This window comes from Aeromonas sp. QDB62 (assembly GCF_027705695.1).
GTDB classification, from domain to species: domain Bacteria; phylum Pseudomonadota; class Gammaproteobacteria; order Enterobacterales; family Aeromonadaceae; genus Aeromonas; species Aeromonas allosaccharophila.
Genome location: NZ_JAPDCD010000005.1, coordinates 72,293 through 85,461, shown reverse-complemented (window position 1 = coordinate 85,461; position 13,169 = coordinate 72,293). Strand labels below are relative to the sequence as shown.

The 13,169-nt window shown below is 56.6% G+C and carries 14 protein-coding genes; 5 read left to right on the top strand and 9 right to left on the bottom strand.

All coding sequences use genetic code 11. The features are described from left to right. Positions 1 to 413 precede the first annotated feature (413 nt). The 3 genes from OKC27_RS04095 to repC are packed head-to-tail and all read left to right on the top strand — an operon-like array spanning position 414 to position 2,434. Positions 414 to 749 (top strand): helix-turn-helix domain-containing protein, encoded by a 336-nt coding sequence (locus OKC27_RS04095; RefSeq protein WP_270805964.1) that lies wholly within the window; start codon positions 414 to 416, stop codon positions 747 to 749. Next, positions 718 to 1,608 carry a helicase RepA family protein gene (locus OKC27_RS04090; RefSeq protein WP_270805963.1) on the top strand — a complete coding sequence of 297 codons (891 nt, stop codon included), beginning with the start codon at positions 718 to 720 and terminating at the stop codon, positions 1,606 to 1,608. The genes OKC27_RS04095 and OKC27_RS04090 overlap by 32 nt, the downstream gene beginning before the upstream one ends. Before the next feature lie 46 nt (positions 1,609 to 1,654). Then, complete coding sequence (repC, locus tag OKC27_RS04085; protein ID WP_234935951.1) at positions 1,655 to 2,434, top strand: replication protein C, IncQ-type; 780 nt, start codon at positions 1,655 to 1,657, stop codon at positions 2,432 to 2,434. Between the two features lie 209 nt (positions 2,435 to 2,643). Here the strand turns inward: repC and OKC27_RS04080 are convergent, their stop codons facing one another. The 9 genes from OKC27_RS04080 to OKC27_RS04040 all read right to left on the bottom strand — a co-directional run bounded on the left by OKC27_RS04080 (position 2,644) and on the right by OKC27_RS04040 (position 10,298). Beyond that, positions 2,644 to 3,783: a site-specific integrase gene (locus OKC27_RS04080; protein WP_270805962.1), complete on the bottom strand. Its 1,140-nt coding sequence runs from the start codon at positions 3,781 to 3,783 to the stop codon at positions 2,644 to 2,646. Positions 3,784 to 3,945: 162 nt separating this feature from the next. After that, positions 3,946 to 5,307: a tRNA uridine-5-carboxymethylaminomethyl(34) synthesis GTPase MnmE gene (gene mnmE, locus OKC27_RS04075; protein WP_182938576.1), complete on the bottom strand. Its 1,362-nt coding sequence runs from the start codon at positions 5,305 to 5,307 to the stop codon at positions 3,946 to 3,948. A gap of 110 nt (positions 5,308 to 5,417) precedes the next feature. Then, complete coding sequence (gene yidC / locus OKC27_RS04070; RefSeq protein WP_058052648.1) at positions 5,418 to 7,064, bottom strand: membrane protein insertase YidC; 1,647 nt, start codon at positions 7,062 to 7,064, stop codon at positions 5,418 to 5,420. Positions 7,065 to 7,069: 5 nt separating this feature from the next. Further along, positions 7,070 to 7,318, bottom strand: a complete 249-nt coding sequence (yidD, locus tag OKC27_RS04065; protein WP_010672280.1) for a membrane protein insertion efficiency factor YidD — start codon at positions 7,316 to 7,318, stop codon at positions 7,070 to 7,072. Beyond that, positions 7,285 to 7,644, bottom strand: a complete 360-nt coding sequence (gene rnpA / locus OKC27_RS04060; RefSeq protein ID WP_005339313.1) for a ribonuclease P protein component — start codon at positions 7,642 to 7,644, stop codon at positions 7,285 to 7,287. Before rnpA ends, yidD begins: the two co-directional genes overlap by 34 nt. Continuing rightward, complete coding sequence (gene rpmH, locus OKC27_RS04055; RefSeq protein ID WP_005307156.1) at positions 7,644 to 7,778, bottom strand: 50S ribosomal protein L34; 135 nt, start codon at positions 7,776 to 7,778, stop codon at positions 7,644 to 7,646. The genes rnpA and rpmH overlap by 1 nt, the downstream gene beginning before the upstream one ends. Before the next feature lie 270 nt (positions 7,779 to 8,048). Continuing rightward, complete coding sequence (locus OKC27_RS04050; protein WP_058052649.1) at positions 8,049 to 8,783, bottom strand: amino acid ABC transporter ATP-binding protein; 735 nt, start codon at positions 8,781 to 8,783, stop codon at positions 8,049 to 8,051. Between the two features lie 87 nt (positions 8,784 to 8,870). Beyond that, the gene (locus tag OKC27_RS04045) at positions 8,871 to 9,539 is read right to left on the bottom strand and encodes an amino acid ABC transporter permease (RefSeq protein ID WP_197970783.1); all 669 of its coding nucleotides are present in this window, start codon (positions 9,537 to 9,539) and stop codon (positions 8,871 to 8,873) included. Next, positions 9,540 to 10,298 carry an amino acid ABC transporter substrate-binding protein gene (locus OKC27_RS04040; RefSeq protein ID WP_182938577.1) on the bottom strand — a complete coding sequence of 253 codons (759 nt, stop codon included), beginning with the start codon at positions 10,296 to 10,298 and terminating at the stop codon, positions 9,540 to 9,542. 311 nt (positions 10,299 to 10,609) lie between these two features. Between OKC27_RS04040 and dnaA the strand changes: the two genes are divergently transcribed. Next, entirely contained in the window at positions 10,610 to 11,980 is a 1,371-nt protein-coding gene (gene dnaA / locus OKC27_RS04035) for a chromosomal replication initiator protein DnaA (RefSeq protein WP_042063291.1), read from the top strand. 83 nt (positions 11,981 to 12,063) lie between these two features. Further along, positions 12,064 to 13,167, top strand: coding sequence for a DNA polymerase III subunit beta (gene dnaN, locus OKC27_RS04030; protein ID WP_005339306.1), 1,104 nt, complete (start codon positions 12,064 to 12,066; stop codon positions 13,165 to 13,167). The last annotated feature ends 2 nt before the right edge of the window (positions 13,168 to 13,169 follow it).

The following is a 13,169-nucleotide window of genomic DNA, read 5'->3' as shown; positions in this document are numbered from 1 at the left end:
TCCTTCTACGCTGACGCCAAAGGCTGGTAGATGAGATGCGCAAAGTGTAACGGTTACCCCGATGATTAGCAACCGACTGGCTGTATGGCGAAGTAATAAGGCGTGTATGCCGACACAAAGACAGATTCAAAAAAACAACCCCGGCGTAAGTTGCAAAGCAACCAAGAGGCCGGGGTCATGTTGCGGGAAACCTTAAAGAGACGCCCTCTTTCAGTCAAACATTTTTACCCCATTTTGTGACGGATCTGGTGGAGCCTGATGACTTTACTGGCGGTTTCTCGCCAAAATTTCACATGTGAAAATTTTCCAGAAAACGCTGTAAGTGCCCATTTTGGGCACTTACAGCGCTCTGGATTTCGTTAGGTCCCCGGTACGCTTTGCATGTTGATGTTTGTTACAGGGAGATCATCTGCATGCGTGAGCAAAATCCATCAGTTTACAGCGATCCTAACGGGTCAATTCTGAAAGAGCTTTATGAGCTGAAACGGCTGGTGATCCAGCAAGGGCAGGGGCAGAAGGAGGTGATTTCTGCCGAGGAGTGCGCCGAGCTGCTGGGGGTATCGGTTAGCTATGTATATCGACTGACCAGTGAAAAGCGTCTGCCGCATTACAAGCCACAAGGCAAAAAGATCTACTTCAAGCGTGTTGAGCTGCTGGACTGGCTGCTCTCTCACCGCATTTCACCAGACGCCGAGCTCACTGAGCATGTGACCAATCGTGTACGGCAAGCTCGTCATGGGCGGTTGTGAGGCTGTTATGGAGCGAGATCTCATTGCATCTCATTGGCCCCAGGATCTCCGGTCGGCTTTTGCTGAACCTCCGAAACCCCTCGATTTTGTCCTCCCGGGGCTGCCTGTTGGCTGCGTTGGTGCTTTGGTGTCGCCGGGAGGTGTGGGCAAATCGATGTTGGCATTGCAACTGGCAATGCAGATATCCGGTGGGCCGGATTGGATTGGGCTTGGCAAGCTGGGCAGGGGGGCTGTGCTCTACCTGCCTGCCGAGGACCCTTGGCCTGTACTGCACCAGCGCTTGTTTGTCTTGGGCGGATATCTTGACGCTGAACTTCGTGCCAACGTTGAACGAGACCTTCGTCTTATACCGCTGCTGGGATCCAGTCCGAATGTGCTGGATAGCTATTGGTGGGAAGCGATTGCTATTTGGGCTGAAGGGGTGAGGTTGATTGTCATCGATACTTTGAGACGCTTCCACGATGCCGACGAGAACGCGGCTTGTGCCATGACGCAAGTGTTGGGTCAGTTGGAACGTCTGGCCATGGTGCTGGGATGCGCTGTGTTGTTTGTACACCACACCAGCAAATCCGCAGTATTCCAAGAAGCTGGCGATCTGCAGCAGGCAAGCCGAGGTTCGTCAGTTCTGGTGGATAACATCCGCTGGCAGGGCTATCTCGCCACTATGACCAAGAAAGAGGCGCAGCAGCTGGGCGTATCGGCAGAGCTGAGCCAACTTTACGTGCGGTTTGGAGTAAGCAAAAGTAATTATGGGCAGCCACTACCGGAGCGCTGGTTGGTGCGGGGGGAAGGTGGTGTATTGTACCCCGCCAAATTGGACGAAACGCGCCGAGAGAGAGGTAAACGTGCCTTGCTTTGAATTGACCCATGCTCGGCATGACCATATGCACTGCCTGGCACCAGGATTGTTCAGAGCCATCGCTCCAGGTCAGCGCCGCCGAGACAAGCTGGATGCGGTGTATCGATTCGGTGGGGGCAATCAGATTGAGTTTTCCGGGCCAGAGCCGCTGGGTGCCGATGACCTTCGTGTGCTTCAGGGACTGGTTGCCCTGGCTGGTGTTGAGGACTATAGCGCCATCATTGAGCCCATTGCAGCTACCGGGGAGGGCAACAGCTTGCGTACCCTGCTAGAGCCTCGCTGGGCAGCCAATCAGCAACGAGTCTTGGTGGTCAAAAGCAGCCTGCACAAACTGGCCAAGGAGATTGGCTACGCCAACCCTCGTGACACCAATACGGTGCGCCGTTGTGTCGAGCGGTTATGGAAGGTGTCGGTAATAGCGCAGGTAGCAGGCCAGCGCAGCGGTTTTCGTCTGCTTGCGAACTATTCCAGCGATGCCCTGACCGACGGGCTCTTTGTAGCGCTCAATCCTTTGCTGACCTCCGCCATTATGGGCTCTGGCCGCCATGTTCGTATCGACATGACAGAGGTGCGGCGCCTGAGTGGCGGTATCACCAGACTGTTGCATCAGCGGTTATGTGCCTGGGTCGATGTTGGCCAGAGTCGGACGGTACAGCTAGACACCTTGGTTGCTTATGTTTTTCCTGAGGAAGCCAGCATGGCCACTCACCGCAAGCGGCAATCGCGAGTCCGCAAGGCATTGAATGAACTGGCTGAACTGGGCTGGTCAATCAGTGAACATGCCAAGGGGCGGTTTACCATCGGTCGGCCTGCGCTATCACGATAATGGTCACAAACCATCACGATAATGGTCACAAAGTTCACGATATTGGTCACAGGACTAATCAGTCAAACCCAAGTGCTACTTGGGCTGCAGACCGATCCTGAAATTCGATCTAGATTATCTAAGATGATCTACGCCAGCGCTGGGTAGCGCCGGCGTTTTTGTTGGCTCTTCCTGGCTAGGAGCTCATCAAGGGCGCGTCCCATCTTCTATCACTCCAATACGTTGGGAAAATCGAGCATGGCATCTCGGCGCCGTGATTCAAGGATGTCTGCATAGATCTCTGTGGTTCTCAACTCGCTGTGGCCCAACAAGCGGGAGAGCGCATAGATATCGACGCCACGGTTAAGCTGGATGACGGCGAAGGTATGGCGTGCGCTGTGGAAGGTGACCTTCTTGGTTATACCCGCCTGCAACGCCCAGCGGGTGAGTTCCATGTTGTGCCAGGCAGAGTATTTCAGCCCCTTGAAGATCCGCTCTGTTGCCTTGCCTGGGCGCCCCATCAGCTGCATCGCCATGTCATTCAAATCCAAGTATTGCAGACCGCTGGTTTTCTTCTGGGTGAAGACGATTCTGTAATGGCCGTAGAAGGGCTCAAGCTCTGCCCAAGTCAACTTGTGAATGTCGGACCAGCGCAAGCCAGTGCAGCAGGAGAATAGAAAGGCGCGCTTAAGAACGTCGTAGCGGCACTCGGCATGGGCCAGGGCTCGAACTTCGTCTTCGGTCAGGTAAACGCGCTTGTTCTTCTCCCCCTGGATAGCTTTGACACGTCGTACCGGATTATCCGGTAGCAGCCGCTCCTGCTCTGCCTGGTTCAGGGCGGCCCTTAACTTGTTGAAATAGGCACTCTGGGTATTGCGGCTCAGTGGCGTGCCGCTTTTGGTGCGGGCCTTGTGCATCAGGTAATGCCGAAACCCCTCCAGGAACAGCTGATCTACTTCCTCGAAAGTCAGCTCCGGCTGTTTATGGTACTGGCGCAAATGCTTGAGGGCTGATATCCAGATGGAGTGGTTGCTCTTGCTACCTGCCGCTTTTTGGTCCGTAACCTCTTGGAAGTACTCGAAGAAGCTGGCCTTGTAGGCATTCGAGAAATCCAGATGGTGTTTACCTGTCTCATGCTCGAAGAGCCGCTTGGCGCGGATGGCTTCGGCTGCTCGCTGGGTTTCTTTGTTGTGGAGCCGCTGTGCTGGGGTACGCGGCTTGTCGTACAAAAAGAGATCTAGGGTCTCTCTGCTGCGTTTGTGCTTGCGGATGCCCGTGGTTGGGTCAAGGTAGGAGCCGGCGTAATAGGTTAAGCGCAGAGCGCGCTTGCCTTCGGCGTCAGGTTCGCGGAATTCGATGCTGATCTTCATAATTGTCCCCCGAAAGTACCCCGAGAGGTTACTTCGGGGTACTCTCGGGGTAAATTCTCACGAAACAAGATCAGGCAAGAATAGCCAGTAAAAAACAAAGTTCAATATTTACAATGTCTTATGTTCTCACTGGCTGCTTTTTATTGCTGATTTTTCACCACATTACTTGCCGATGCAGAAGCTGGAGAAGATGCGGCCCAGCAGATCGTCGGAGCTGAATTCGCCGGTGATCTCGGAGAGGGACTCCTGCGCCAGGCGCAGCTCTTCGGCCACCAGCTCGCCAGCCACGAACACTTCCAGCTGCTCTTTGGCCACCAGTAGGCGCTCGGCGGCGCGCTCCAGCGCATCCAGATGGCGGCGGCGGGCCATAAAGCCCCCTTCGGTGTTGCCCTGGAAGCCCATGCACTGTTTAAGGTGCTCGCGCAGTGCGGGCAGCCCCAGCTCGGTCTTGGCTGAGATGCGGTAGACGGCGTGGCCCTGCTCCTGGCTCGGTGCCAGATCCTCGCCGGTCAGGTCGGCCTTGTTGCGAATGACGGTGAGACCGATGTTTTTTGGCAACCGATCAACAAATTCCGGCCAGATCTCCCGCGGGTCAATCGCATCAGTAGTGGTGCCATCCACCATAAACAGCACCCGATCGGCCTGTTCGATCTCGGCCCAGGCGCGCTCGATACCGATCTGCTCCACCTTGTCCTGGGTGTCACGCAGACCGGCGGTGTCGATGATGTGCAGCGGCATGCCATCGAGATGGATGTGCTCGCGCAGCACGTCGCGGGTGGTACCGGCGATCTCGGTGACGATGGCCGACTCGCGCCCCGCCAGGGCGTTGAGCAGGCTCGATTTGCCGGCGTTGGGACGACCGGCGATCACCACCTTCATCCCTTCCCGCAGCAGGGCGCCCTGTTTGGCTTCCCCGCGCACGTCGTCCAGCTCGGACATGATGCTGTAGAGGTCGCCTGCCACCTTGCCGTCGGAGAGGAAGTCGATCTCCTCGTCCGGGAAGTCGATGGCCGCTTCCACATAGATGCGCAGCCTGATCAGGCTCTCCACCAGTTGCTGGATTTTGGTGGAGAACTGCCCCTGCAGGGAGTGCATGGCGCTGCGGGCGGCCTGTTCGCTGGAGGCTTCGATAAGGTCTGCAATGGCTTCGGCTTGGGCCAGATCCAGCTTGTCGTTGATGAAGGCGCGCTCGCTGAACTCGCCGGGGCGGGCAGGGCGGATGCCGTCGATTTGCAGAATGCGGCGGATCAGCATGTCCATGATGACGGGGCCGCCGTGGCCTTGCAGCTCCAGCACATCCTCGCCGGTGAAGCTGTTGGGGGCTTTGAACAGCAGGGCGATGCCCTGATCCAGTACCTGGCCTTGCTCATCCTTGAACGGCAGATATTCGGCGTAGCGCACCCGCGGGAGCTTGCCGAGCACTATCCCAGCGACCTGTTCGGCGGCGGGGCCGGAGACCCGGACTATGCCGACGCCACCACGGCCTGGCGCGGTGGCTTGGGCCACGATCGTATCTGTTGTCATCTTGCTTGGCTCGTTTGTTCGCTGATAGGAAAACGTAGTGGGAGACATTGTAATAAAAAAGGCGGCCCGAAGGCCGCCTCTTTTGTCATCACGGGAAGATTAGCTGCGCATCAGTTGCGAGTGTGCAGGCCTTTCTTCTCCAGCTGACGATAGATGATGGTCTGCTGGGTAATGGAGATGACGTTGCTCACCAGCCAGTACAGAGTCAGGCCAGCCGGGAACCAGAGGAACATGAAAGTGAAGATGATCGGCATGAACTGCATCACTTTCTGCTGCATCGGGTCGGTCACGGTGGTCGGGCTCATCTTCTGCAGATACCACATGGAGGCACCCATGAGGATTGGCAGCACGAAGAAGGGGTCCTTCACTGACAGGTCAGTGATCCACAGGGCAAACGGCGCGTGACGCAGTTCGACGGACTCCATCAGTGCCCAGTAAAGGGCAATGAAGATCGGCATCTGAACCAGGATCGGCAGGCAGCCACCCAGCGGGTTGACCTTCTCCTTCTTGTACAGCTCCATCATGCCCTGAGACATCTTCTGGCGGTCGTCGCCGAAGCGCTCGCGCAGGGCCGCAATCTTGGGTTGCAGCATGCGCATCTTGGCCATGGAGGTGTACTGGGCCTTGGTCAGCGGGAACATGATGCCGCGTACCAGCAGGGTCAGCATGATGATGGCCAGACCCCAGTTCTGGACGAAACCGTGGAACACGGTCAGCAGCCAGTGCAGCGGTTGGGCGATGAACCACAGCCAGCCGTAGTCGACGGTCAGGTCGAGGTGGTTAGCCACCTTGGCCATCTGGTCTTGCAGCTTGGGACCGACCCACAGCTTGCTGGTCACTTCGGCCTGTTGGCCGGCGGCCACGTCTACCAGCGGCGCCTTGTAACCGATGATGGCCTGGCCTTTACCAGGGATCACGCGGCTGTAGAAGCTGTTGGTATCGTCGGCATTCGGTGCCCAGGCAGAGACGAAGTAGTGTTGCAGCATGGCGACCCAACCACCCTTGGTGGTCTTGTTCAGGTCGGCATCTTTCATCTCATCGAAGGTGTACTTCTTGTAGCGAGTCTCTTCGCTGGAGAAAGCACCACCACGGTAAGCGCTGGCTACCATGGCATGACCTTCCTGATCCTTCGGCGTTGCTACGGTCTGCTTCAGCTGACCATAGAACTGCACCTGAACCGGCTCGGCAGATTTGTTGTCGATCTTGTAATCAACGCCAACGGCATAGTCGCCACGCTTGAGGATGAACTCCTTGGTGAAGACCACACCCTTGCTGTCGGTCCAGGTCATCGGAACGACGACTTGATCCTGACCATCGGCCAGCTGATAGCTGGTCTGGGCGGCTTCATAGGTAGGACGACCTTCGGCCTGACTGTCCGGACCGTTGCGACCCACCAGACCGCTCTGGGCGATATAGAGGTGCTCAGGCTGGCTGGTCAGCAGCACGAACGGTTGGTCCTTGCCCTCTTCCAGTTTGTGAGACAGCAGTTCGGCAGACACGACGTCACCACCCTGGGTATCCAGGGTCAGCTTGAGCACGTCGGAGGAGACGGTGATCAGCTTGCGTGCGGCAGTCGCGTTGGCTTGCTCGGAAACCTGAGGAATATCACCGGTCTGACCGGCTTCAGGTACGAAATGTTCGGTTTGGGCCACGGTAGTCGGGGCCGGCTTCGGAGCCTTGTCGGACTCCCACTGTTGCCAGAGCAGAAAGCTCACGAACAGCAAACCGATCAGGAGTAGATTGCGTTGTGATTCCATAGTCTTCAGTTTCTTCGCTTTGGTTGCGGAACCGGGTCATAACCACCCTCGGATAAGGGATGGCATTTTAATAGACGTTTGCTAGCTAACCAAACGCCTTTTATGAAACCGTGAAGTCGGATGGCTTCTATCGCAAATTGGGAACAAGTTGGAGTAAAACGGCAGCGCGGCCCGAGCAGAGGGCTAATGATTAGCTGATACAGGCGTATCAGTTTGATAGCTACCCATTGCAACGGCGTGACAGAGTGCGCCATAGCTTTTCCAGTAACTTGAACAGTTCCTCGTTATCCATCTCTTTCACACCGGCCTTGGCGATCACCACGATGTCGATAGCGGGCAGCTGATGTTGTTTGAGGCGGAAACTTTCCCGGACCACCCGTTTGACACGGTTACGCCAGACGGCACGCTTGAGTGCTTTTTTGGGCACAGCGAGACCAAGACGAGAGTGTTCGAGTGAATTGGGGCAGGCGAGAAGCGTAATTTGCGGGGAAGCAGCCCGGACAGGCTCGGCGAAAACGCGTTTGAAGTGTTCGGGAGTTAACAGACGTAACTCCCGAGAGAAGGTGTGCTGGGTAGGCATTAAACTACCAGACGGGCACGACCCTTGGCACGACGAGCGGCCAGAACTTTACGACCGTTGGCAGTTGCCATGCGGGCGCGGAAACCGTGAGAGCGCTTGCGCTTCAGGTTGGACGGTTGAAAAGTACGTTTCATGATTCGATTCCGTATTTCTGTACAGTTTTGATTGTCACACTTAGCCGACGCGCCAGCTATAGCGTGTGACGACTAGCAAAAGAGGCCGAATTCTAAACAGAGTTCGGCTTTTAGTCAATCCGCCGTTCCCTCTCATCCTGGCATGGTCTTGAAAAGGCCACTGCCGAGCGTGAGGATCCAGAGGATCAAGGGCTCCGGATTATACTGGCAACCCGGGGTTAAACAAGGGATCCCTCAATAAAAAAGGCGGCCAGGCCGCCAAAGAGAGAGCTATTTAAGGACTTTCCGCAAGAACTCCCGGGTACGGGGATCCTTGGGATCGACCAATATCTGATCCGGCGGGCCCTGTTCGACGATCCGCCCTCCTTCCATGAAGATCACCCGATCGGCAACATCACGAGCAAATTCAATCTCATGGGTCACCACCACCATGGTCTGGTGCTGGCGGGCCAACTCTTTCATCAACCCCAAAACCTCGTCGACCCACTCGGGATCGAGGGCCGAGGTGGGCTCGTCAAACAGGATCACCTTGGAGTGGGCCGCCATGGCGCGGCCAATGCCGACCCGCTGCTGCTGGCCGCCGGAGAGCGAGGCCGGATAGGCATCCTGCTTGTCGGCGAGGCCAATGTCCTTGAGGATGCCGAGCGCAGTGGCACGGGCCTCGGCTTTTGGCTGCTTCCAGACGGTGATCAGCCCTTCGGCGATGTTGTCGAGCGCCGTCTTGTTGGCAAACAGGGCGTAGTTCTGGAACACGAAAGAGGCCCGTTTGCGCAGCTCGATCGCCTGCTGTTCGCTGGCCTTGGCCAGATTCAGATCGAGATCGTCGATGGCAAGGGTGCCCGCATCCGGGGTCTCCAGCAGGTTCAGGCAGCGCAACAGGGTCGACTTGCCTGTGCCGGAGGGGCCGATGATGACGACAATTTCCCCCTTTTTGACCTCCAGATCGATGCCGTTGAGCACCTGATTGCCGTGATATGCCTTGGAGAGGCCGGTTAGCTTGATCATGAGAGCCCTCCTTTAAACAGGCGCAGTGTTAAAACGGACTTCCGGCGTGCATTGCAAGCGGGTCAGTTGCTTTGTCATGGCAAACCCCTAATAGGCACGGTTGAGACGAATTTCCAGCAGGTGCTGCAAGCGGGTGAAGAAGATCACCACCACCCAGTAGACCAGCGCCACCGCCATGAAGCTCTCGAAGAACTTGAAGGAGGAGGAGGCTTCCATCTGCGCCTTGCCCATGATCTCGGCCACCCCCAGGGTGAAGGCCAGCGAGGTGCTCTTGATCATGTCGATGAAGTAGTTCATCAGCGACGGGGTGGCAATACGTGCCGCCTGCGGCAGGATGATCCGCTGCATCGCCTGAGAACGGCTCATGCCGATACTGAGCGCCGCTTCCATCTGGCTTTTATGAATGCCGAGGATGGCTGCGCGGATCGACTCGGCCATGTAGGCGGCGAAGTGCAGGGTCAGGCCGACGATGGCGGCGGTAAAGGCATCCATCCCCACGAAGATCGGGAATAGTTGCGGCAGTCCGTAGTAGAGCAGGAATAGCTGAACGAGTAGCGGTGTACCCCGAAAGAACGAGATATAGAGCATCGCCAGCCAGTGGATCGCGGGGACGCGAAACACCCGTACTATCGCCAGGGCCAGCGAGAGTACGAGTGCCAGCACGAATCCCCACAGGGCCATCTCCATCGTGGTGCCCAGATATTTGAGCAGGATGGGAAACAGCCCCAGCGTGTATTCGAGGTCAAATTCCATCATTTATTTGTCGGTGATGTCGGAAGCGAACCATTTTTCGGAGATCTGACGCAGGGAGCCATCATTGCGCATGGCGGTCAGGGCCTCGTCGACCTTCTTCAGCAGCGCCTGTTTCTCCGGGGTCTTCAGGAAGGGCAGGGCGTTCTCGATGGTTTCGAACGGTGCGCCAGCCTGTTGCAGCGGCAGCTTGGACTCTTTGATCAGCTGGGCGGTAGAGACGCGGTCCATCACGAAGGCGTCGATGCGACCCAGGGCGACATCCTGCTCGAAGGCGGAGTCATAGGTGCGGATATCGATCTTCTTGTTCGGGTCATTCTTGCGCAGCAGCTCTTCGAAGTTGGAACCCAGGTTCACGGCAACGCTCTTGCCTTCCAGATCCTTGATGCCGTGGATGGTGCTGTTACCCTTGCGTACCACGATCTGGGCGCCGTCATAGACGTAGGGCTGGGAGAAGTCGTACTTCGCCTTGCGCTCATCGGTGATGGTGATCTGGTTGGAGATGGTGTCGATGCGACCAGTTTCCAGCATGCCGAACAGGCCGGAGAAGCTGGCCGTCACGAACTCGACCTTGTAGCCGGTGCGCTCGCCGATCTGGTTCCACATATCCACCTCAAAGCCTTGCAGCTTGTCCTGCTTGACGAAGGTGAACGGGAAATATTTGCCAGACATGCCGACCTTGATGGTCTCCTGGGCGATGGCCTGACCGGACAGGGTGGCGAGCAGCATGGCGGCGCCGGAAATCAGTTTGATGGATGTTTTCATGGTGTTTCTCTCTCTCAATGTCTTGTATTTGTAGTTGTAATAACTGGTTTGGCCCTGATGTTATTGGAATAAAATTTAAAAAATAAATGACATTTGGTTATATGAAATAACAGGAGAGAGGGACGGGATCCGTTAATTCAGGCAGTGGATCAAGCTGTGGGTAACTTTGGGGATGAAATCCGATCCAAAGGCGCTGGATCCTTGAAAGTCAAGGATCTTATTTGCCGGATCCACCGGGCGACGGCTGGAGATCCGGCGGCTAAAAACGTAGAATAGCCGGTCTTTAGTTAATCAATCGACAGGAGTTTAGAGTGACTGCTTCGCTATGGCAGCAGTGCCTTAACCGGCTGCAAGATGAGTTGCCCTCGGCAGAATTCAGCATGTGGATCCGGCCGCTTCAAGCGGAGTTGAGTGACAATACTCTAACCCTGTATGCACCGAATCGCTTTGTTCTGGACTGGGTACGAGATAAGTATCTCATCCGGGTTAACGGCATCATCAATGAACTCTATGGGGTCGACGGCCCCACCCTGCGTTTTGATATAGGCAATCGTCCCCATCCCGTCGCTGTCGCCAGAGCGCCAGTGCAAGGGGCCGCGCCTGTGAATAACTTGCAGAAGAGCTGGGAACGCAAGGCTGAAACCAAGCCAGAGCCGAACCACAAGAGCAACACCAACGTGAACTATACCTTCGAGAATTTCGTCGAGGGTAAGTCCAACCAGTTGGCGCGTGCGGCTGCCCGTCAGGTAGCGGACAATCCGGGTGGTGCTTACAACCCGCTGTTCCTCTATGGCGGCACCGGCCTGGGTAAAACCCACCTGCTGCACGCCGTTGGCAATGCCATCAAGGAGAGTAAAAAAGATGCCAAAGTCATCTATATGCACTCCGAGCGGTTTGTTCAGGACATGGTGAAAGCGCTGCAAAATAACGCCATTGAAGAGTTCAAGCGTTACTACCGCAGCGTCGATGCCCTGCTCATCGATGATATCCAGTTCTTCGCCAACAAGGAGCGCTCCCAGGAGGAGTTCTTCCATACCTTCAATGCCTTGCTGGAAGGTAACCAGCAGATCATCCTGACCTCGGATCGCTATCCGAAGGAGATCAACGGTGTCGAGGATCGCCTCAAGTCCCGCTTCGGCTGGGGTCTGACCGTGGCGATCGAACCACCGGAGCTCGAGACCCGCGTCGCGATCCTGATGCGCAAGGCCGACGAGAACCAGGTTCATCTGCCGGACGAAGTGGCCTTCTTCATCGCCAAACGTCTGCGATCCAACGTCCGTGAACTGGAAGGTGCCCTCAACCGGGTGATCGCCAACGCCAACTTCACCGGTCGTGCCATCAACATCGATTTCGTGCGCGAAGCGCTGCGCGATCTGTTGGCACTGCAGGAGAAGCTGGTCACCATCGACAACATCCAGAAGACGGTGGCGGAGTACTACAAAATCAAACTGGCGGATCTGCTCTCCAAGCGGCGTTCCCGCTCTGTTGCCCGTCCGCGTCAGCTGGCGATGGCACTGGCCAAGGAGCTGACCAACCACAGTTTGCCGGAGATAGGTGATGCCTTTGGTGGCCGTGACCACACTACCGTTCTTCACGCTTGCCGCAAGATCGAGCAGCTGAAGGAGGAGAGTCACGACATCAAGGAGGACTATTCCAACCTGATCCGTACTCTTTCTTCCTGATAACGGAACGGAGTGGACAGATGCAGCGCGAATATTCCAACCTGATCCGAACCCTTTCCTCCTGATAACAACGGAGAGCACAGATGCAGCTCGAAATTAGCCGTGAGGCCCTGTTACGTCCTCTGCAACTGGTGTCCGGCGCCCTCGGCGGCCGACCGACCCTGCCGATCCTCGGCAACGTGCTGCTTGATGTCAGCAACGGTTTGCTGTCGCTGACCGGTACCGATCTCGAAGTAGAGATGATCGGTCAGGTCTATCTGAACGGGGCCAGTGAAGATGGCCGCACCACAGTACCGGCGCGCAAGCTGCTGGATATCTGCCGTGGTCTGCCGGAAGGCGCCGAGATCCGTCTCAATACCGAAGGCGAGCGCCTGATCATCCGATCCGGTCGCTCCCGCTTCAACCTCTCGACCCTGCCAGCGACCGAGTATCCGAACATTGAGGATTGGGAATCCGTGCTCGAGTTCGATATCAGCCAGCTGGAGCTGAAAAAGCTGATCGATGCAACCCAGTTCTCGATGGCCAGCCAGGACGTGCGCTACTACCTGAACGGCATGCTGTTCGAGAGCGAAGGTCACGGTCTGCGTACCGTGGCGACCGATGGTCACCGTCTGGCCACCTGCCGCCGCGAGGTAGTCGGGGAATCGCTGCCCGATCATCAGGTTATCCTGCCCCGTAAAGGTGTGCTGGAGCTGGTGCGTCTGCTGGAAGCGGAAGACAAGCCGGTGCGGCTGCAGATTGGTCGCAGCAACCTGCGTGCTGCGCTGGACGGCTTCATCTTCACCTCCAAGCTGGTGGATGGCCGCTTCCCGGACTGGCGCCGCGTCATTCCGCGCAACAGCGACAAGGCCCTGATCGCCGGGCGCGAGGATCTGCGTCAGGCATTTGCCCGTGCCGCCATCCTCTCCAACGAGAAATTCCGTGGGGTGCGTCTCAATCTGCAGGAAAACCTGCTGCGCATCACCGCCAACAACCCGGAACAGGAAGAAGCTGAAGAGCTGCTTGACGTACAATATGCCGCTGGCGAGATGGAGATCGGCTTTAACGTCTCTTATGTGCTCGACGTGCTGAATACGTTAAAATGTGACCAAATTCGGATTAGCCTGAGCGATTCCATCAGCAGTGCCATTATTGAGGATTTTGAACATCAGGATGCTCAGTACGTGGTGATGCCGATGCGGATCTAGTC

What these genes read in the sequence shown, in the direction of transcription:
- OKC27_RS04095 (WP_270805964.1), top strand. Translation starts at nt 414, where the DNA reads ATGCGTGAGCAAAATCCATCAGTTTACAGCGATCCTAACGGGTCAATT.
- OKC27_RS04080 (WP_270805962.1), bottom strand. Translation starts at nt 3,783, where the DNA reads ATGAAGATCAGCATCGAATTCCGCGAACCTGACGCCGAAGGCAAGCGC.
- mnmE (WP_182938576.1), bottom strand. Translation starts at nt 5,307, where the DNA reads ATGACAACAGATACGATCGTGGCCCAAGCCACCGCGCCAGGCCGTGGT.
- yidC (WP_058052648.1), bottom strand. Translation starts at nt 7,064, where the DNA reads ATGGAATCACAACGCAATCTACTCCTGATCGGTTTGCTGTTCGTGAGC.
- yidD (WP_010672280.1), bottom strand. Translation starts at nt 7,318, where the DNA reads ATGGCGCACTCTGTCACGCCGTTGCAATGGGTAGCTATCAAACTGATA.
- rnpA (WP_005339313.1), bottom strand. Translation starts at nt 7,644, where the DNA reads ATGCCTACCCAGCACACCTTCTCTCGGGAGTTACGTCTGTTAACTCCC.
- rpmH (WP_005307156.1), bottom strand. Translation starts at nt 7,778, where the DNA reads ATGAAACGTACTTTTCAACCGTCCAACCTGAAGCGCAAGCGCTCTCAC.
- OKC27_RS04050 (WP_058052649.1), bottom strand. Translation starts at nt 8,783, where the DNA reads ATGATCAAGCTAACCGGCCTCTCCAAGGCATATCACGGCAATCAGGTG.
- OKC27_RS04045 (WP_197970783.1), bottom strand. Translation starts at nt 9,539, where the DNA reads ATGATGGAATTTGACCTCGAATACACGCTGGGGCTGTTTCCCATCCTG.
- OKC27_RS04040 (WP_182938577.1), bottom strand. Translation starts at nt 10,298, where the DNA reads ATGAAAACATCCATCAAACTGATTTCCGGCGCCGCCATGCTGCTCGCC.
- dnaN (WP_005339306.1), top strand. Translation starts at nt 12,064, where the DNA reads ATGCAGCTCGAAATTAGCCGTGAGGCCCTGTTACGTCCTCTGCAACTG.